Genomic DNA, 19,611 nt, shown 5'->3' with positions numbered 1-19,611 from the left:
CTTATTCCGATATCGACTTATTTTTTGATTGCCGTTTCTTTTTTTCATCTTGTTCGTTATTCTGCACTTCCCCGTCCGGCACCGGATCATGATGCATGCTCTCGGTCGGGTCATCGTTGTCATCACGTGGTTTAAACTTGGCTTTGGCTTCTCCCTTAACACGTAAACGGTCCGTTTCTTTGCGACTGCGTCTCATTGACCATCACCTCTGATTTCTTACAATTCCACGAATCGACGGATTTCAAACATGAGACATGCTAAACTAAGAAGCAGGGAAAAAGAACAATGCGAAGGGGTGTTCATCAAAATGACCACAGACATCAACGAAGTATTTTCTCGCCTGAAACATAGGGAACCGGGCATCATCGGTGAACGTGAAGCCCAGCATGCTGCTGTTGCCATTCCCATCGTAAATGAAAAAGAGCAACCATCCATCCTTTTTCAAATCAGAAGCTACCGATTAAAACATCAGCCTGGGGATATCAGTTTTCCGGGCGGAAAAATGGAAGCAGACGATTTAACATCAGTAGAGACAGCCGCTCGGGAATTATGTGAGGAAACCGGGATCAAACGCTTTAATGCCGCTCACATCGCGCCGCTGGATAAATGGATGACCCCATACGGTGTCGTCATTTACCCTCATGTTTTCTCTATCAGTGAAACGTCCTTCGCTCCTAATGAAGAAGTGGAAGAATTATTTACCGTTCCGCTTCATGTCTTGTTGAAACAAACGCCGGAAACGTATCAAATTTCTTCAAAAGCGGATGTCCCTGAAGATTTTCCGTATGAAAAAATCGCCGGCGGCAAAAATTATCAATTCCGACGCACAGTCATGCCCGAAGTTTTCTATGAATATGAAGGCAAACACATTTGGGGACTTACAGCCCGCATCCTCCGGCATTTTCTTCGCATCGTAGATTCATGAGTTTCCCCATTCCCGGGTCCATTTGAGGCTGAGCGATAAACAGAACACAGAGGCGCCAATCAAGCCGAACCATAAAGAAAGGCCAAAAATGGTGCCCATCTGCTCTGCCTGCTCGGGAATAAACCAACCGATAGACATGAAAGCGGCAATCAGTAAAAAAATATTGGAAAACGATCGATAATCATTTATTTTCATAGCCAAATGTTCGTCTTGTTTAGATGGTTCCATAACGATCACTCCCCTTTTCCGCCATTCTATCATGGGGGGTTGTCAGTTAGAGAAGGTAATTTTTTCATCTATATGCATTTGTCTCATCCATAAAGATTTGCACGACGTCCGCGGATTGATTGGCTGCTTTATCCAAAAACGTTTCATATGACTCTAAGGCATCTTTACCGACGATATCGCTTAACGCTCGTATAATGACAAAAGGTATTTGAAAACGATAGCACACTTGCGCAATGGCTCCGGCTTCCATTTCCGAGCATTTTGCATCCGGAAACTCGGCGCGAAGATCAGCGACCCGCTTTTCATCGCTCATAAACGAATCTCCGGAAAGAATCAGGCCGCTTGTTGCATTCGCCCCTGTTTGCAGAGCAGCTGCATTCGCGTATTCGACTAAATCTTTCTTTGCATAATATTCGCTCGGCATGCCGGGAACTTGCCCGAATGTATATCCGAATGCTGTGGCATCCACATCGTTGTAGCTCACGTAGGTGGAAATAACGAGATCACCGATCGCCATTTCCATGTCAAATCCCCCCGCGACACCGGTATTGATGACAATATCCGGATTATACGTATCAATCAGCAACGTTGTGCCGATCGCCGCGTTCACTTTGCCGATCCCTGATTGCATAAGGACAACTTCATGGCCGTTTAGTTGCCCCTCATAAAATACGCACCCTCCCTTTTCGGTCGTCGTTGCATGCTTCATCTGCGTTGCCAATATCTCCACTTCTTCTTCCATAGCACCGATAATTCCGTATTTCATTTTCCGGCTCCTCGTGTAATGATGTTATTTATGTACTGTTCACGGCGGTAAGCTTCTGAAAAAGATCAAAGACTCTGCTTCGTGCTTTTTTTGTTACTCGCAAGCCATTATGGCGACTGTTTGATGGATTTTCGGACGGTTTCGGGCGCCATAAGCCTTTCATGAGGACCGCTCGCGAGTTTTTCTTTACCTGCCCATTAGATATCCTTTCAATCACACGCCAAGCCCAGGTTGAATCCCCCGGGCTTGGTTTTAATTCTCTTCCACATTTGTCGGCATCCAACCTTCATCATCTTCCCACTCCATCGTAACGACATATTCCGTGCCGTCCCCGTGCACGAAAGTCCCTTCTGCTCCTCCCGGTCCATCATTGCCAAGAAATTCGATGTGCGACCAGTCTTCTTCCGAAGTGTCTGTGGCGTATTCCATAGCCATCACCATCTCATCCCAATTTTGGCTATCCCGCTCAAAACTGTCGGTAAATTCCTCTTGCTCCGTTCCGATCGGTTCATATTCCCCATCTTCAGGCGGGGAAGGGGCAGACTCGCCGTTGTCATCTCCATTGTCTTCTCCATCATCATCCGTTTCCGTGCCTTCTTCGGATTCTCCATTCTCATCAGATTCTCCGTTCTCCTCGCTCTCGTCACTCTCCTCCTCGGGAACGTCTTGACCGTCGTCCGGCGCTTCTTCCGGTCCCGAGGATTCCTCGTCTTCAAACCCTATGTCAACATCGTCTTCTTCTCCATCTTCAAATTCGTCATCAGCAACCGGTTCGTCGTCTTGAAACAACAACGCAAACAAGAAAAAACCGATCAGCACAACGACAACGCCGATAGCTGCATTCATCAACCGATTCTTCGTTTTACGTTTACGTAATTCCCTGCGACTTTCCGAATTCAATTGATTAGGATTGTCCATTGCAATCACCTTTTTACTATAATGGATACGTTACTTGTTCCTGCTTGCCATACCGGGAAACAGAAGGTTTATTGAATATTGACGATCTCCACTTCCATATCCCCGCCAGGGGTGCTTACCGTCACTTGTTCGCCGACACGGCGGCCAAGTAAGCTTTTCGCCATCGGGGAATCATTTGAAATTTTCCCTTCCAATGGGTCGGATTCAGCGCTTCCGACGATTGTGTAAATTTCTTCATCTCCATCCGGCAATTCTTTAAAAGTAACGGAATTACCCAAGTTCACCTCATTCGTATCCCCATTATCTTCGATAATCACGGAATTTCGAATCATATTTTCAATTTGTACGATCCGCCCTTCCACGAATGCTTGATCATCTTTGGCCGCATCATACTCCGAGTTCTCGGATAGATCGCCAAAGTCCCTGGCTACTTTTATTCGTTCAACGACTTCTTGCCGTCTCGTTGTTTTCAGATAGTCCAATTCCTCTTCCAACTTCGTCAGACCATCTTGTGTCATATAATATTTTTTTGTTTCCGCCATTTTTTTCACTCCTCCACCTAAGGTGAAACCATAATCAAACTTTTTCTTTGCTCTATCATACTCAGGTCATTAAAAAAATACAATTCTTTTGAGCAAATATTATACGAGGTTTTTTATCGTTTTATTCCAACAGCCAATCCATCTCCGACAGCATGAATCTTTGTAGCAAAGCCGGGATGGTTCTGAAACCATTCATTAAAGGCGTTAATGTTTCTCGCGAGCTTTTGCAAACGCTTCGGAGCCTCCAACGGATTGGCCACCCACCCTTTGAACAACACATTATCAACGACGATCACTCCCCCTCGTTTCACATGTGGAGAAAATGTCTCGATAAACGATTGGTTATGGCTTTTAGCGGCATCGACGAACAATGCGTCGTACGGCCGACCCTTTGCGATATCTTCCTCATAATCAAACGCATCTCCATTAAGCAGCGTAATCGATTGTCGATAGCTGGAACGAGTCAAAAAGAACCGGGCTTCTTCGTAGCGTTTCCGATCCTTTTCAACCGTCGTTATTTTGCGGCGGGACCCGTCCGATGCCATACGCAAGGCTGAATAACCGATCGCGCTTCCGATTTCAAGCACGCGTTCTGCATTCGTCAATGCCAAGACTTGTAGTAACAACTGCATGCTTTCTTCTTCCAAAATCGGGATATTTTCTTTTTTAGCATACAGCCGCATCTCGCCCAATTCCGGGAGTTTATTTTGTTTTCGTAAACGTTCCAAGTACGCATTCATTCGCCAGAACCCTCTTCTTCCTGTGCTTCCATCCATTCATCCCTATAGGTTTCATGTACGTCATTATGCTCTTCGTACGTTTCGGAATAGATGACCTCGCCGTTTACGCGCGCATAGAAAAAGAGGTAATCGGTATCCTCCGGTTCAAAAACAGCTCTTATGGCATCTTCTCCCGGGCTCGCGATCGGTCCGGGTGGCAACCCATCATATTGATACGTATTAAACGCATCGTCGATCTCAATATCCTCCAGGGAAGTCATGTATAGATGTTCGCCTTGCGCATAAGCCACCGTCGGATCTACTTCCAAAGGCATCTCTTCCTCGAGACGGTTGAACAGAACGCCCGCGATCAACCTGCGATCCTCCTCTGTTTGTGCTTCCCGCTCCACAATCGAGGCCAGCGTTAACACTTCATGTAAATCATATTCGACATCCGCATCACTTTCAACTTGTTCGTAGGTATCAACGGTTTGTTGCAACATGGATTCCACCATCCATTCAACAGAAACATCTTCGTCTAAAAACTCATAAGTTGCCGGAAATAAATAGCCTTCTAAGGGATAACGGATATCTTCGTCTAACATTTCTTCATTTAATAATTCGTGTTCTTCTATTAACCCTTCCGCATATTCCTCGCTATTGAGCACATCCATCACCTCATCTATATCATGAGGCGATTCTTCCGCGATCGTTGCCGCAATATCTTCCAGCCACCATCCTTCCGGAATCATATAAGAAATCGCATACGATTCCCTGTGCGGTCCTTCCTGCATCGTATCTATGATTTCATCAAGGTCCATCGATCGATCCAATTCGTAGACACCCGCCTGCAAACCGGAGGCGTTTTGCAATCGTGAATAATAGTGAAAAAAAGTGCTGTTGGAGATCAAATCTTCATCTTCCAAAACCACGCCGATATCACTCATCGATGAGCCGCTCGGTATTTCAACTTCAACCGTCGAGTCATCACTTTCGTCCATCGGACTAATTGCTGCCTGCACATAGAAGTAACCGGCTGCCAAACCGACGATCGCGAGTAAAACAAGAACAAGCACAATCCCGAGTACAATCCGACGTACCACTCGCGCATTCAATGCCCGTTGCTTCTTTTGTTCATTTAAATCCTGATTATCGTTCAAGGAAACCTCCTCTTCGAGGATGATTGCTACAAACCCTACAGTAAAAAGAATACCCGGCCCGTGAATGCATCACGGTCCAGGTGGTATTTCCCGTTTATCATCATTAGTGGCTATGGTCGTCTCCCTCAACGTGAAGGGTTTCATCCTCGTCCAACATCGTGGCAATCATTTCTTCAACCAATTCCCATTCTTCGTCGGATTCAATCGGGTAAAGCGCAAATCCTGAAGGCTCGTCACTTGATTCTTCATACTGAAAAGCAAAGATTTCTACCTCTTCATCTTCTTCCAGTTCTTCAACGACCGGGGTAACAACCATATAGGACTTTTCTGTTTCATCAATATCAAACGTAAACAATATCTCGAATACATGATCATTCCCGTCTTCATCAGGAATGATCACACGTTCATTTTCTTCTTCGGCCATCTTTACACCTCATTCTTGTCGCCCAGCGTGATCAAGGTATCCTTGTAAAATCAACACTGCGGCAAGTTTGTCAACGACTTTTTTGCGCTTTTTGCGGCTCACATCTGCTGATATTAACGTCCGCTCCGCCGCTTTCGTCGTTAATCGTTCGTCCCAAAACTGTACAGGAAACGCCACGTTCTTTTCAAGGGAAGCAGCAAATTGTTGTGATTTTTCCGCACGAGGACCTAGTGTGCCATTCATGTTTTTCGGCAAGCCTACCACAATTTTTTCAACGTCATGGTCACTTGCTATCTGCACAATCTTCGCGACCGTCGCTTCATACCCTTCTACGGCAATCGTCTCAAGTCCTTGTGCTGTCAGTCCCAACGCATCACTAACCGCTACTCCGATTCGTTTATCTCCTACATCCAGACCGAGAATCTTCATCGACGCTTAGCTTTCTGCAAATACGTACGAACGAGTTCTTCAATGAGCTCGTCTCTTTCAAGACGGCGAATCAACGTGCGTGCGTCGTTATGTCGCGGAATGTACGCCGGATCCCCGGATAATAAATATCCGACGATTTGATTAATGGGATTGTACCCTTTTTCTTCAAGAGCCTGATGAACATTGACTAAAACTTCTTTAACGTCTGCTTGTGCGGAGTCTTCCTGTACATTAAATTGGACGGTGTTATCTTTTGAGCTCATCCTAGTCACCTCGCAATCAAATTCACGGATCGTGATTGCCCGCTTCCTGTATTTGACCTTATTGTACATGATTTGGTGAAATTATGAAACGGAGGCGACGATTTCATCGACAGCTGCCATCGCTTCCGGTAACTTTTCCGGGCTTTTGCCGCCGGCCTGGGCCATATCCGGGCGCCCCCCTCCGCCACCATCACAAATGGCCGCAACTTTTTTGACGATGTCGCCGGCCTTATAGCCGTCGGAAACCAAGTCTTTGCTCACCGCAGCGACAATGTTGACTTTGCCGTCTCTCGCTGTACCGAGAACAATAATTCCTCTAGGGAGTTTTTGTTTTAACCGGTCCGCAGTCGTTCGAAGGGTGTCCATATCACTGTTATCCAGTTGACCCGCCAACACCGGGATGCCATTGATATCATGCACATCGTTCAATAACTGCATAGCTTCCATGTTCCCCAATTTTGCCGCGATTGATTCTTTTTCTTTTTCTTTTTCACGGACATCCTGTTGAAGTTGATCCACTCTTTGGGGAACGTCTTCCGTCGATTTTGCTTTCAGCTGTTCTTTTACTTGTTCCAATACGTGCAGTTTCTGTTCGATATAATGGTAAGCTGCTTGGCCGGTAACGGCTTCTATTCGTCGAATGCCCGCGCCAATCCCAGCTTCGGAGAGTAATTTAACGGTTCCGACCTCTGCGCTGTTGGTCACATGGGTTCCGCCGCATAGCTCAATGCTGTAATCCCCGATATGAACGACACGAACATTGCTTCCATATTTTTCGCCGAATAGGGCCATGGCTCCTTTCGCTTTTGCGTCTTCCAAAGTTGTTTCTTCAATCATCAATTGTGTCGCATCTGCAACCTTTTCATTGACAATTGCCTCAATCTCCTGCAACTCGGCACTCGACACTTGTCCAAAATGGGAGAAATCAAAACGCAAACGATCCGGTCCAACATACGACCCTGCTTGGTTCACATGCTCGCCGAGCACATCTTTTAATGCCTGATGGAGCAAATGGGTGGCCGTATGGTTTTTTTGAATCGCGGCACGGTCTTTTCCATTGATCGCGGCAGTGATTGACTTGTTCGTTGTTAACGTGCCTTCAGTAACGGTCACCTTGTGTAACGGTTGCCCGTTGGGCGCTTGTTGGACATCGGTGACCTCTGCCTTTAAGCCGCTTGCAAAAAGCAGCCCTTGATCCGCGACTTGCCCACCGCTTTCCGCGTAAAATGGGGTTTCTTTTAAAAGGACAAACGCTTCTTCCCCGACGTTCGCCGCTTCCACGCGTGCATCATTTTGCACGATGGCCTGCACTTGCGTCGTGACCTCGGTTTGTTCATACCCGACGAACGTGCTTGTTTCGTGAAGCGATCGCAATGCCTCATTTTGGCTTTGCATCGAGTCGCCTTCTTTGCGGGCGGCTCTTGCCCGTTCCCGTTGCGCTTCCATCGCACGCTCAAATCCTTCGAGCTCTACATGGAGACCGGCATCCGTTACGTATTCCTCTGTCAAATCGACCGGAAAACCATACGTATCGTAAAGGCGGAAGACGTCATCTCCGTCGATTTGTGTTGCACCCGCCTGCTTGGCTGCTGCGATTAAATCATTTAAGATCGCCAACCCGTCGCTTAACGTTTCATGAAAACGCTCTTCCTCATTTTGAATCACGTTTTGAATAAACGATTCCTTTTCCTTCACGTTCGGATAATGACGTTCCATGATGCCCGCAACGACCGGAACGAGACGGTACATGAACGGCTCGTTGATATCGAGCGATTGCGCGTAACGAACCGCCCGTCGCAACAGCCTACGCTGCACATATCCCCTTCCTTCATTGGACGGCAGGGCACCGTCGGCGATCGTGAAAGCAACGGTGCGAATGTGGTCGGCAATGACTTTAAAAGCCGTGTCATACGTATCTTTTTCGCCATAAGAAACGTTCGTCAAGTTTTCCGTCTCTTTTATTATCGGCAAAAACAAGTCGGTTTCGTAGTTTGTTTTTGTGTCTTGGATGACCGAAACGAGACGCTCGAGCCCTAATCCGGTATCGATGTTTTGATTTGGAAGCGGTGTGTACGTCCCGTCAGGATTGTGATTGAACTGGGAAAAAACGAGATTCCAAATTTCTAGATACCGTTCGTTTTCGCCCCCCGGGTAAAGTTCCGGATCCGACGGATCGTTGCCGTAAGCAGGCCCGCGGTCATAAAAAATTTCCGCGTTCGGCCCGCTCGGGCCTTCTCCGATATCCCAGAAATTTTCCTCCAGGCGAACGATCCTCTCTTGCGGCAGGCCAATATCTTCTTTCCAGTAACGATACGCTTCATCGTCCTCAGGGTGAACAGTTGCGGATAAGCGCTCCGCGTCAAATCCGATCCACCGCTCATCGGTTAGAAACTCCCATGCAAATGCAATCGCTTCTTTTTTAAAATAATCGCCGATCGAGAAATTACCGAGCATTTCAAAAAACGTATGATGGCGTGCGGTTTTGCCGACGTTTTCAATATCATTCGTCCGAATTGCTTTCTGCGCATTGACGATCCGCGGATTTTCCGGCACAATCCGTCCGTCAAAATATTTTTTTAACGTCGCCACCCCGCTGTTGATCCACAACAACGACGGATCTTCATGGGGAACGAGGGAAGCGCTCGGTTCTATGTCATGGCCTTTTTCTTTAAAAAAATCAAGAAAAAGTTGGCGCACGTCAGCTGACGTTAAGCGTGTCATTTCGTTTTTCCTCCTTTTTTCCACATATAAAACCCCGCCCCAAAAAAGGGACGAGGTTGAACACTCGCGGTACCACCCTTGTTAACGCATTCGCTTATCTCGCGAATGGTTCGCTTGGACGCCTTAACGCGGCAAACGGCAGTGGTTAGCTGCACTCCGGAATAGCCTTCAATCAATCCGTGTCCGGGTCCTTTCAGCAATAAAACCCTTCTCTGTAGAACCGGAGTTGATCTACTCGTTCCATCAACGTATCTTTTTTAAGCGCTATTTTCTTCTTTTATATCGGATTTATCGCGGGATGTCAAGGGCGGGGCGTTGTGATTGTTCTGGACCAAACTTGAGTAAACGAGACTTGCTAGCACGAACGTACCCTTACTTGTTTCAGGGTGTGAGTATTACTCGTCATTTGGGCTTCTTTTTTATAGGTTTAGCAATTTAGAGAAATGTATCCTCGTCTGTTAGTGTGCGAGTCTAGAACACTCCGAAGATATTTCTTTTTTTAACACCTAATTTTATAAAGGATTAGCATTGATTTTAAGATTCGAAGTTGAATTAATAGGAATTTGTTCTAATACAATTCGTGTATTGACCGAACCAACGCCTTTAGTGCATGAGATTGATGTCGTTTTTTATTGGTAATTAAGCCAACTCGCCAAGAGATGTAACTATCTGAAAGATCTCTAATGATAAAAGAACCGTGCCATTTCAACGCTACAGGTTTGGGAATAACAGTGATTCCTAAACCTGCTTCAACAAGGGATAGTAATAAATCCCATTGCGTTGTAGAGTATAAAGTGTTTGGCCTGAAATTTGACTTGTAGCACGACTCTTCGAGTAATTTACGGAGGGCAAAAGAGCGATCAAACATTATCCAGGTTTCATCTTGGAGTTGTTTCATTTGAATGGTCTTCTCATTTATTAATGAATGATTGTACGGTAAACAAGCAACAAATGGTTCATCCGATATAACTTGTTCTTGCAATTGTTCATTGTGTATAGGTAACACTGCAATAGCCGCGTCTAGTTCTCCTTTGTGAACACGTTTCTCAGTTAATAAGCTTCCTTCTTCTGAGATAACGATTTCTACATGTGGATAGTGGTCCTTAAAATATTTTGAGATCTTAGGAAAAAAGAAACTACCCAGTATCTGAGGAATTCCAATCCTTAATAACCCCGATATTTGGCCTTCATTATTTTGTAACTTACCTTCTAGGTCTTTAACCTCTCTTAATATAATAAGAGTTTTATTATAAAGAAGTTTACCCTCATCGGTTAGTTGAAGAGATCGATTAGATCGGTCAAACAGTTCTGCATTTAGCTTTTCTTCAAGTTTTTTTATGGTTTTAGATAACGAAGGTTGAGATATATATAATTGCTCACTTGCTAATGTAAAGCTTTTATATTCTGCAATGATTCGAAATACCTCTAGTTCCCGGAAATTCATAAGCAGCCCCTTATTATGCCTTTTTGGTTATATTTATTATGCTTAATATGTATTTTACTATATAAAAGCTCGACTTTAAAATAAGTGTTGGAAGGGAAATTCATGTTTAATACGAAAGTAGTTGTTTTATACCGTGAGATTCGTTTTGTAATAACAAGTGAATAAATTGTATTCGGTTACATTTAAGTGTTAGATATTTTGCACGCTTCCAAAACGGAATTTCCGGTAACAACACTAAAAGGGAGGAGAACATCTACGGAGATAGAGCTCAATATTTCAGATTAAATGAAACTGTTTCTAGTTTTTTTAAAAGTGATTCTAGTAAATAAGCAAGTTACAATAAGGTGGTGATTAATAATGACATTTAAAAAACGTCAGTACCTCATTATTTGGATATTCTTCATTGTCTATGCATTGACCTTTCTCCCTCATTTTGGAGTTATGAATTCTTTGAACTGGATTGGTCCTTTTCCTTTACCTTTAGCTTGGGTTTTATTTTTAAATGTAATCAACACATTCATTATATTCCTCATTTACAAAAAATACTTTGTCCCATTTTCCAGAAGAATGGAGAAAGCAGAATTGAAGGGAGAAGAATAACATGGTGGGTTCTTCTTATTTAACAGTTATTGTTCTTGTAGTCTTTTTAACTATTTTATTCTTGATAAGTATAAAAGCATCTCGTTCAAATAAGGCAACTACTGATGATTTCTATTTGGCTAACCGAGGCCTAGGAACTATTGTACTAGTTATGACCACTGGAGCCAGTTTCTTTAGTACATGGACTTTGCTAGGTGCTGTTGGGAATTTTTATCGAGATGGCGTCTGGTTTATGGGTTTTCCTGCTTGGGCAGTTGTGCATGCAATATTTATTTGGATATTTGGTGCAAGGATATGGTACCTTGGAAAAAAATATGGTTTTATTACTCCCGGTGACTTAATGGAGAAGTTTTATGGAACTCCTAAAGCTCGTGTCTTGATTACTGCCATTGGAATTATTGGACTTCTTCCAGTGATGCTTATCCAAGTCACGGGGGGCGCACAAGCATTAAACAGTCTAACGCTAGGCGACATCCCCTACTGGGTTGGCGTTCTAATCATGGGGGTTTTTGTTGGTTTTATTGTGACGTTAAGCGGTGGCCGCGGAGCAGCTTGGGGAGATACATTTATGGGCTTATTTTTCGGTTTCACGTTGATTGGCCTTGCGCTGACGTTTATTTACCAATCGGGAGGAGTGACTGCATTTAACAACATTGTAGATGTCACCCCGGAAGTGCTAACAAACCATGGAAATTTTTTTGGGATGTTAGAACTTGCTTTAGGTCTAGGTCTTAGTTTCTGGCTAATGCCGCATATGTGGCAGAAGTTCTATTCCGCTTCAACACCAACTTCATTAGCCAAAATGTCAATGGTAACGCCTTTTTGGAATTCATGGGTAATGGCAATTTGCGCTATGTTTATCGGGATATTAGCTCATACACCTGACCTTGTGCCGAATTTGACTCAAGAAAATAGTGATAATATTATTCCACTTTTCTTTTCTGATGCACCACCGATTTTTGGGTCTATTATTGTTGCAGCAATTGTTGCAGCGGCCATCTCAACTATAAACAGTCAATTATTGTCCTCCGCCAGTTTAATCGTTACCGATATCTATGTAAGGTTTGTTAACCCGGAAATGTCTGAAAAAAAGAAAACATGGATTGGTCGAGGCACGGTTATAGGGCTAACCGGTTTAATTGTTATTGTTGCCTTTTTCCCATTTGCTCAAGGTTTTCTTGTACCTATTTCAGAACTCGGGTACTCCATTTCAATCCAAGTTCTCCCAGCAGTTCTGGGGCCACTAGTTTGGAGAAAGGCGAAAGCTAGCGCTGCTGTTTGGAGCATGGTTGCTGGTATGGCAACACTGGCATTGGTAAATATACTGGATACACCAATTATATTAGGTGGAGGGACCGCAGGACTTATAGTAGCAACAATTGTGTTTGTAGGCGGGAGCCTCCTGTCTAAAAAAACAACAACAGCTATTCAACATGAATTTCATGATGGCTTGAAAGAAGCACTTTACGGAAAAGAAAACTAATGAAAATTGGATTCATTTGAAAAAATTACACCATGCTATTAAATAAGGGGGAATTGAATAGGCTAAAGTAACACATTTTTCAAGTTGAGTGATCAGTATAAATAGAAAGTTCGATCAAGTGTCAAAGCAAATACTATTAGTTAAAAGTAGAGTGGAGTGGGTGTCCCACGTTAATTTTAAAACAGAAGAACATTTTCAATGGAACAAAGTGCTTTCACACGGAAGGGTGTTTATGGATGAAGGAAAAAAATCAGTCTAAAGTGGCGGTTGTGCAAGCCGGATCTGAAGTGATGGATAAGGAAAAAGGAGTTAAAAAAACGATTCACTTGATTGAGGAAGCAGCTAGAGAAGATGCGAAAATCATTGTATTCCCAGAAGCGTTTATACCAGCTTACCCTCGTGGCATGTCTTTTGGTACGGTCGTAGGGTCAAGGTCCAATGAAGGTAGAAAAGATTTCTTCCAATACTGGAATAATTCAATTACAGTGCCAGGAACTGAAACTGATGAAATTGGAAAAGCGGCGAGGAAGGCGAAAGCGTATATCATAATTGGTGTTATTGAAAAAGATAATGAATCTAGTCAAGGTACCCTTTATTGTACGGCTTTATTTTTCGGACCAGACGGGGAACTGTTGGGTAAACATCGGAAATTAAAGCCAACTGGTTCCGAACGTCTTATTTGGGGAGAAGGTGATGGTAGCACGTTGCCCGTTTTTGATACCCCATACGGAAGAATTGGTTCTCTTATTTGTTGGGAAAATTATATGCCACTTGCGCGTACAGCAATGTATGATAAAGGAGTGCAAATTCTTATTGCACCAACTGCTGATGCAAGAGAAGCTTGGTTAGCTTCAATGCAGCATATTGCAGTAGAAGGAAGGTGTTTTGTATTGTCATGCAACCAGTACTCTACAAAAGATATGTACCCTGAAGAAATTTCTTCACGAGAAGAATTTAAAGAGTTGCCGCACGAACTAACTCGAGGAGGAAGTTGTATTGTCGATCCGCTTGGTGAGTTTGTTGTGAAACCTGTTATGGGTGAGGAGAAAATTTTGTATGCTGATATAAATTTGAATAAAATTGCGGAAGGTCAGTTTGATTTTGATGTCGTTGGTCATTACGCACGCCCAGATGTTTTCCAGCTTATAGTAAATGAAGAGAAACAGGAAAATACGATTTGGAAAAAATAAATGTATAGAAAAGCCTTTCCAAGGAAGGTTATTTTTCCTTGGAAAGGCTTTTGTTTTTATTAGGCAATTTATCCACGGAGTTCACGATTTATTTAATTAATTGTTGCAGAAATATAGAGATAAAGGAGCTATCCCTCTGGAGGTAGGATTTTCCGTTCGTTATCTCTGAAAATCTTTCATTAGCTGCCATCCCCCCTATCCTGGCAGCTTCTAAGGTGCACTTGAGCGTTTCTTCCCATAGAACATCGACCTTCCCCACTAATTCACTAAATCGGCGCTTCACATTCTCCCTTATAAAACAGTTTTAGAAGGGGCGTGTATACGGGGCTGTAGTATCCGTTAAAACCTTTTAGCCTCCACTTTGCCACTCTAACTGTCTCGACTCTTACCCTCTGTTTGTAGAGTTAAGTCGTAGTGACTTTCATTTCCAAGGAAAACGTGGTGTTACCTTCCACGTATTGGATATGCTAGTCATCCGAATCGGTCAATTGATGATAGGAGACTTTCACTCCATTAGATTCTCAGCCTTGACAACTGCTCCGAGTTAGACCACGCTTCTATAACTTAAGGTCCTTTCTTATCATTCATTGATTGATTGATTGATTAATTCATTGACGATGCCAAGGAGGTATCCGTTTGCTTCAATGTCGAGATATGGCTTTGTGTCGTCTGTATGTTACTCGTCAACAATGCTCGGTAACTATTCATGAGATCATCCGCTAACACACACATTTCATTAAGTTCATCCACCATATTTAAGATATTATTCTGGCCCACATTTGAAGAATAATTGGCATTAAGCTGGTTTGCACCGGCTGAAATGGTCGTCAGCCCATGCTCGACCGATCCATACGTGATCTTTATTTCATTCACATTATTCCTCCGTTTGTTCGATTGATCTAATCTCTAGCATAAAATACCAAGAAAAGAATGAATAGGGGTAAAAAGGAATTATTTCACTTTTTCATCGAGTGTAATAATAAGACTCATCACTTCAGAGACGATATAATGAACTAGACGCCTATCATAAGGAGTGAACCCGCCCATGAAAAAGAAATTAATCTTTTTTTCAAGCATTTTCCTGAATTATTCATACTTCCAAGTGAAAGCGGAATGAAACATCAAATCCCACCATTATTCGGTTTTGTTCACAAAAATGAGGCGTAATAATTGAAATTGTAAAGAGGTACAATGACAACCGCTGAAAAATGCCCTTTTTTGGACATACGTCTCCCTTGGTCTTGAAATGGCTTTTAAAAAAATTGCATGTCACTCTAATTTTAGCCTTTGAATACGATTGAGCACATGCCAGAAAAAGGTTTCGTAGACAAAGCTTGAAGATAATTTGAAATAAAGCGAACGCCCTGATTTCACCAATTTGCTTGCCACTTTAATGACCTTCGATCGTATGGTTTGGATTTGCATGCTTTTTTGTTCTTCCGGAAAACAGAGCGTGCGCAGCCAGTTGGTTAAACGACCCACCTGCTAAAGCAGGTGGATTTGGACATAAATTGTCCGCGACTGAAAGTCGCATTTCAGACTGAAGTCTGCTGAAAGACCTTAAGCTCAAGCATACTGATTTTGACTGGAACTCAATCATCAATCCTGAATATATCGTTCCTCTTCTCGCTGGTCTGGTTTTCGATATAATTTCTAATGATTTCTTCCGTCACATTTCCTACTGTTGCACAAAAATATCCTCTCGCCCATAAGTGCTGACCCCAATATCTTTTCTTCAGGGCGGGGAATTCGTCTTGGATTAACCTTGATGATCTCCCTTTGAGATATTGCAATATCTTACTCGGTGCTATGCTCGGCGGACAGGACAATAATAAGTGAATATGGTCTTTCCCTACACTTCCTTGTAGTATCGTAATCCCTCTCGCTTCACATCCTTGTCTGATTAGTTCCCTTACTCGGCGGGCAATGTCGCCACGTAACACATGATATCTATACTTTGTAACCCATATAATGTGGTATTTGATGTCATAGACCGCGTGGCTACTTCTTTTGTATTCATCCATACGCTCACCTCGGTTTAAGTATGGACATTCAAAGGCAAGGCTAAAAGCTTATACCGTCTAAAGACGGTGGAGTTAGACCACGCTTCTATAACTTAAATTGTACGCTAACAAGCTGAACATCATCCTTGCTTCGTTGGCTTGAAACGAATGGCTACTCATTCGATCCAAGTCAAAACCATTTTTGGCTTCCTTAATATAATTCTCCATCGTTCCACGTTTTTGGTAAGAGCGGACGACCTCCTTGGGAGAGAAGGCATCGAATAGGTTTGTGGCAAAGAATGCATGTGTGAAAAACAATTCGCCAGCCGGACGAACCGATTGAATGATGACTTTTCGGGGCTTGGCCCATGATTTCGCTTGGTACTCGGTTTCCTCATAATAGTATTCGGATTGTGTAACGTCAGATGGCATCGTTGAAGGACGAAGTTCCTCTGCCAGTCGTTGCAGGTTTGGGTTGGACTTCAAACGAATCACGTAATAGACGGATTCGTCTTCACATAACTTGTACAGCTCTGGAACCGCAAAGCCACTGTCCCCGCGCAGAAACGGGATCGTTTCCGGAAACGTTTCATTGTAATGGGTGATCAGGGCTTCACAAAATCCACAACCCCATTAGAGGTATAGACGTTGCCCGGTCGGAGTTGAGCCTTCATAAAATCACCGGTCAGGCCATCGAAAGCGACCATCGGGTGAAAGCCGACGGTTCCGTAATGGGCATTGAAAGCTGTAGATTCTTGCTCGCCGTATGTATCGGCATGTGTGGAGTCCAAATCAAAGATAAGACTCTTTGAGCTCCTCACTTGGTGGACTTTATCTAAAAGCTCCCGGTTGGCATGATTGAGTTGGTCGGTCGATTCCTCATTAAATCGCGGGAAAAAGCGAGATAAAGTGGGTTGAGAGGCTAACGCATCCGTTTCAATGATGTGCTTAAACACAGGATCATTTGTTAATTTATCCGCCGCATCATCTTCAGCATAGCCGGCAATCATCTGATAAATTTTTTGTCGAAGCATTTGCTCATTCGAATGAAAATGATACAGTCTTTCGTCTTTCAGATCCAGATGTTTATCCAAGGTGCGAAAGAAACCAAGTTTTTCCTCGAACTCTCGAAATAAGATCTCACCTGTATCAGAGGAAAGAGCACCTCCATCATTCGACAGCTTCATTTTGCGATTGAAATCCAGGGTTATTTGCGTTAAAGTAGTCATCAGAAGAATCCTTTCTGTGGTTATTTTTTCCTTGATTTAACTCTAACAGAAACGGATTCTTTTTTCATTTATTAGATGAACATTCATTTCAGCTGTATGCCCTATGATCAGGGGATTAATCATTCATTTGCGAATTTCTGTGAATATATCAGGATTTTTATTGGAATTGTTATTATTGGGCTGATACTGGCGAGCAACTATTTTTATCGGGAAAGTGTCCAGCGAGGCGGTGATATTAGCCTACATAGTGAAGATACGGACGCGGATGCGTTGGCTGATCCGGAAGATCAACAATTACTCGAAGAAGCACAAGACTGGTATAACGAACAGGAACAAATCGAGGTAGCGCTCACGAGCTATGATGATCTGCAGTTGGCCGCGAGTTTCATACCGACCGAGGATTCCGATGGCAATGCAGTCATCCTCGCCCATGGTTACCGCAGTCAAAAAGAAAACATGGATGAATACGTGGAGTTTTATCACGACCAAGGCTTTGATGTCTTAAAACCGGATGCACGCGGCCACGGAGAAAGTGAAGGAGATTATATTGGTTTTGGTTGGCATGACCGTTTCGATTATCTTGACTGGGTCGATATGCTTATCGACGAGTATGATGCCGAAAACATTCTCTTGCACGGAGAATCGATGGGGGCGGCCACCGTTTTAATGGCGAGCGGAGAAGACCTTCCCGATGAAGTACGAGGAATTGTGGCTGACAGCGCTTACACGACCGTGGAAGAGGAACTGACGCATCAACTGCAGCATTTATACGGCCTGCCTGCTTTTCCGCTCCTGAATATCACTAGTCTCGTCACCAATATTCGAGCCGGATATACATTTACGGAAGCTTCTACAATTGAGCAAATAAAAGATAACACGCTCCCTTTATTTCTCATCCATGGCAATGAGGATGAGCTCGTTCCGACTGACATGGCCGATGAACTCTACGAGGCTGCCGGGGGTGAACCGGAATTATGGATCGTCCCGGATGCCGGTCATACGGAGGCGTATACGGTGACGACGATGGAATTTCAGGAACGGCTGCAGGCTTTTATAGAAGACTTAGGAATGTAGCAAGATGAAAGCCGCAAAATTTTTTGCTACGATGCTCTTAGAAGGGAGAGCTGATGATGACTAAGTCCATTTATGCGCAATTGTTCGACAAACTCGACCTTGGCATACGGGTCATCGATCAAGATAGAAAGCCGCTCATTTATAACGAAAAAATGCGCGCAATCGAATCGATGACGTTTTCCGATTTTACCGACCGCCCGTTTATGGACGTCTTTCAATTTCAAAATGAAAAAGAAAGCCGGCTCATCCAAGCCTTAAAATATGCTCGTGTCGTTGAAAACAAAAAACAGACGTATTTTAATGCCAAAGGTGAAGTCATTACGACGATCAACCATGTTTACCCATTAATGGATAATGACGAAGTCGTCGCTGCCGTGGAAATCGCCAAAGATGTCAGTCAAATGGAACAAATTCTGCGCGACAAACGCACAAACGAGGAAGGTACCCGTTTTCAGTTTTCGGATTTACTCGGAGAATCCCCCAATTTTGTGGAAATCGTTGAGCAGGCGCGTCGTTCCTCTCGTACATCTTCTCCTGTCTTGATTATTGGTGAAACCGGTACCGGCAAGGAACTGTTCGCACAAAGCATTCATAACGAGAGCGAACGTGAGGGCAAGGCGTTCGTTACCCAAAACTGTGCTGCCCTTCCGGAAAGCCTTGTGGAAGGCATTCTATTCGGAACGGCAAAAGGCGCGTTTACCGGTGCGATTGACCGCCCCGGCTTATTTGAACAAGCGGATGGCGGAACATTGCTCTTGGATGAGGTGAATGCCCTTCCGCTCCATTTGCAGCCTAAGCTTTTGCGCGTCCTGCAGGAAAAGAAAGTCACTCGCGTCGGTGAGGCGAAGGAGCGTCCCTTTGACGTTCGCTTGTTGGCGACGTTAAATGAAGATCCGTTGGAGGCGATTGAAGCCGAACGCTTGCGGAAAGATCTTTATTACCGCTTAAGCGTCGTCAGTCTGTTTATTCCCCCATTGCGCGAACGCAAAGGTGATGCGACCACACTCGCGCGCTTTTTTTTACGAAAATATAATAACCGCTTTCATTTAAACGTGCAGCAATTTTCCGACGAGGTTCTCAGAGTGCTGCAAAGCTATCATTGGCCGGGAAACGTTCGGGAGCTGGAGCACATCATCGAGGGAGCGATGAATGTTTTAAGCGAGGAAACCGTTTTTGATATTCAACACCTACCGACCCACATTGGCGAGCGCCAGTCACATTCACATCCCGCCCATAAAGGATTATCTAAACATTTGCATCAGGAAGAATCCTTGCCGGAGCGCCTAGCCCTCATCGAACACAACTTGATCATCCAGGCGATGAAAGCGAACAAAGACAATGTTTCCCAAGCAGCAAAATCCCTCGGCATTAGTCGACAAAATTTACAATACAAGTTAGATAAATATAGCAAATAATTTTGCATCATGCCGAAAATTATTTTGCATTTATTGATCTTCATTTTTTAAATACCGCTCTTAGGCACCCTTTTATTT

The 19,611-nt window shown here is 43.8% G+C and carries 20 protein-coding genes, 2 pseudogenes and 1 other annotated feature; of the genes and pseudogenes, 6 read left to right on the top strand and 16 right to left on the bottom strand.

Annotation, left to right across the window (positions count from 1 at the left end; genetic code table 11):
• Nucleotide 1 precedes the first annotated feature (1 nt).
• Nucleotides 2–196 (bottom strand): hypothetical protein, encoded by a 195-nt coding sequence (locus HUG15_RS09085; protein WP_200128332.1) that lies wholly within the window; start codon nucleotides 194–196, stop codon nucleotides 2–4.
• Nucleotides 197–307: 111 nt separating this feature from the next.
• On the opposite strand from HUG15_RS09085, the gene HUG15_RS09080 reads away from it, so the two are divergent.
• On the top strand, nucleotides 308–925 hold the full coding sequence (locus HUG15_RS09080; protein WP_200128331.1) for an NUDIX hydrolase: 618 nt from the start codon (nucleotides 308–310) through the stop codon (nucleotides 923–925).
• Here the strand turns inward: HUG15_RS09080 and HUG15_RS09075 are convergent.
• From HUG15_RS09075 to HUG15_RS09025, 11 genes are all read right to left on the bottom strand, one after another.
• Entirely contained in the window at nucleotides 920–1,153 is a 234-nt protein-coding gene (locus HUG15_RS09075) for a YrhC family protein (RefSeq protein WP_200128330.1), read from the bottom strand. The two genes, HUG15_RS09080 and HUG15_RS09075, sit on opposite strands and share 6 nt — an antisense overlap.
• A gap of 64 nt (nucleotides 1,154–1,217) precedes the next feature.
• A complete protein-coding gene (mtnN, locus tag HUG15_RS09070; protein ID WP_200128329.1) occupies nucleotides 1,218–1,919 on the bottom strand; it encodes a 5'-methylthioadenosine/S-adenosylhomocysteine nucleosidase in 702 nt (233 codons plus the stop codon).
• A 252-nt stretch (nucleotides 1,920–2,171) separates the two neighbouring features.
• Entirely contained in the window at nucleotides 2,172–2,837 is a 666-nt protein-coding gene (locus tag HUG15_RS09065; RefSeq protein WP_200128328.1) for a YrrS family protein, read from the bottom strand.
• 68 nt (nucleotides 2,838–2,905) lie between these two features.
• The gene (gene greA, locus HUG15_RS09060; protein ID WP_200128327.1) at nucleotides 2,906–3,379 is read right to left on the bottom strand and encodes a transcription elongation factor GreA; all 474 of its coding nucleotides are present in this window, start codon (nucleotides 3,377–3,379) and stop codon (nucleotides 2,906–2,908) included.
• Between the two features lie 113 nt (nucleotides 3,380–3,492).
• Nucleotides 3,493–4,119 (bottom strand): O-methyltransferase, encoded by a 627-nt coding sequence (locus tag HUG15_RS09055; RefSeq protein ID WP_200128326.1) that lies wholly within the window; start codon nucleotides 4,117–4,119, stop codon nucleotides 3,493–3,495.
• The gene (gene mltG / locus HUG15_RS09050) at nucleotides 4,116–5,258 is read right to left on the bottom strand and encodes an endolytic transglycosylase MltG (RefSeq protein ID WP_200128325.1); all 1,143 of its coding nucleotides are present in this window, start codon (nucleotides 5,256–5,258) and stop codon (nucleotides 4,116–4,118) included. The genes HUG15_RS09055 and mltG overlap by 4 nt, the downstream gene beginning before the upstream one ends.
• 103 nt (nucleotides 5,259–5,361) lie before the next feature.
• On the bottom strand, nucleotides 5,362–5,682 hold the full coding sequence (locus HUG15_RS09045) for a DUF1292 domain-containing protein (RefSeq protein WP_200128324.1): 321 nt from the start codon (nucleotides 5,680–5,682) through the stop codon (nucleotides 5,362–5,364).
• A gap of 9 nt (nucleotides 5,683–5,691) precedes the next feature.
• Nucleotides 5,692–6,111, bottom strand: a complete 420-nt coding sequence (gene ruvX, locus HUG15_RS09040) for a Holliday junction resolvase RuvX (protein WP_200128323.1) — start codon at nucleotides 6,109–6,111, stop codon at nucleotides 5,692–5,694.
• Nucleotides 6,108–6,374, bottom strand: coding sequence for an IreB family regulatory phosphoprotein (locus tag HUG15_RS09035; protein ID WP_200128322.1), 267 nt, complete (start codon nucleotides 6,372–6,374; stop codon nucleotides 6,108–6,110). The genes ruvX and HUG15_RS09035 overlap by 4 nt, the downstream gene beginning before the upstream one ends.
• A gap of 81 nt (nucleotides 6,375–6,455) precedes the next feature.
• A complete protein-coding gene (alaS, locus tag HUG15_RS09030; RefSeq protein WP_200128321.1) occupies nucleotides 6,456–9,095 on the bottom strand; it encodes an alanine--tRNA ligase in 2,640 nt (879 codons plus the stop codon).
• Nucleotides 9,096–9,138: 43 nt separating this feature from the next.
• Nucleotides 9,139–9,351, bottom strand: a binding site (T-box leader).
• Nucleotides 9,352–9,663: 312 nt separating this feature from the next.
• Nucleotides 9,664–10,539, bottom strand: coding sequence for a LysR family transcriptional regulator (locus HUG15_RS09025; RefSeq protein WP_200128320.1), 876 nt, complete (start codon nucleotides 10,537–10,539; stop codon nucleotides 9,664–9,666).
• A 357-nt stretch (nucleotides 10,540–10,896) separates the two neighbouring features.
• Here HUG15_RS09025 and HUG15_RS09020 point away from each other — a divergent pair, with 357 nt between their 5' ends.
• The 3 genes from HUG15_RS09020 (at nucleotide 10,897) to HUG15_RS09010 (ending at nucleotide 13,812) form a co-directional block, all read left to right on the top strand.
• Nucleotides 10,897–11,139, top strand: a complete 243-nt coding sequence (locus HUG15_RS09020) for a hypothetical protein (protein ID WP_200128319.1) — start codon at nucleotides 10,897–10,899, stop codon at nucleotides 11,137–11,139.
• Between the two features lies 1 nt (nucleotide 11,140).
• The gene (locus tag HUG15_RS09015; protein ID WP_246516562.1) at nucleotides 11,141–12,622 is read left to right on the top strand and encodes a sodium:solute symporter family protein; all 1,482 of its coding nucleotides are present in this window, start codon (nucleotides 11,141–11,143) and stop codon (nucleotides 12,620–12,622) included.
• Nucleotides 12,623–12,858: 236 nt separating this feature from the next.
• A complete protein-coding gene (locus HUG15_RS09010; protein ID WP_200128318.1) occupies nucleotides 12,859–13,812 on the top strand; it encodes a carbon-nitrogen hydrolase family protein in 954 nt (317 codons plus the stop codon).
• 603 nt (nucleotides 13,813–14,415) lie between these two features.
• On the opposite strand, the gene HUG15_RS09005 is transcribed toward HUG15_RS09010, so the two are convergent.
• From HUG15_RS09005 to HUG15_RS08990, 4 genes and pseudogenes are all read right to left on the bottom strand, one after another.
• The gene (locus tag HUG15_RS09005; protein ID WP_200128317.1) at nucleotides 14,416–14,685 is read right to left on the bottom strand and encodes a DUF5344 family protein; all 270 of its coding nucleotides are present in this window, start codon (nucleotides 14,683–14,685) and stop codon (nucleotides 14,416–14,418) included.
• 396 nt (nucleotides 14,686–15,081) lie between these two features.
• Nucleotides 15,082–15,285 (bottom strand): annotated as a pseudogene (locus tag HUG15_RS09000) (transposase); the annotation flags it as partial.
• A gap of 119 nt (nucleotides 15,286–15,404) precedes the next feature.
• On the bottom strand, nucleotides 15,405–15,836 hold the full coding sequence (gene tnpA / locus HUG15_RS08995) for an IS200/IS605 family transposase (protein WP_200128316.1): 432 nt from the start codon (nucleotides 15,834–15,836) through the stop codon (nucleotides 15,405–15,407).
• Nucleotides 15,837–15,926: 90 nt separating this feature from the next.
• Nucleotides 15,927–17,044 (bottom strand): annotated as a pseudogene (locus HUG15_RS08990) (IS1380 family transposase); the annotation flags it as partial.
• A 96-nt stretch (nucleotides 17,045–17,140) separates the two neighbouring features.
• Between HUG15_RS08990 and HUG15_RS08985 the strand changes: the two are divergent.
• A complete protein-coding gene (locus HUG15_RS08985) occupies nucleotides 17,141–18,118 on the top strand; it encodes an alpha/beta hydrolase (protein ID WP_200128907.1) in 978 nt (325 codons plus the stop codon).
• Nucleotides 18,119–18,174: 56 nt separating this feature from the next.
• The gene (locus HUG15_RS08980; protein WP_246516561.1) at nucleotides 18,175–19,533 is read left to right on the top strand and encodes a sigma-54 interaction domain-containing protein; all 1,359 of its coding nucleotides are present in this window, start codon (nucleotides 18,175–18,177) and stop codon (nucleotides 19,531–19,533) included.
• Nucleotides 19,534–19,611 lie beyond the last annotated feature (78 nt).

This window comes from Salicibibacter cibarius (assembly GCF_016495725.1).
In the GTDB taxonomy this organism is placed as follows: domain Bacteria; phylum Bacillota; class Bacilli; order Bacillales; family Marinococcaceae; genus Salicibibacter; species Salicibibacter cibarius.
Note: the sequence above shows the minus strand (reverse complement) of the source record. Positions and strands in the feature narration are given on the sequence as shown.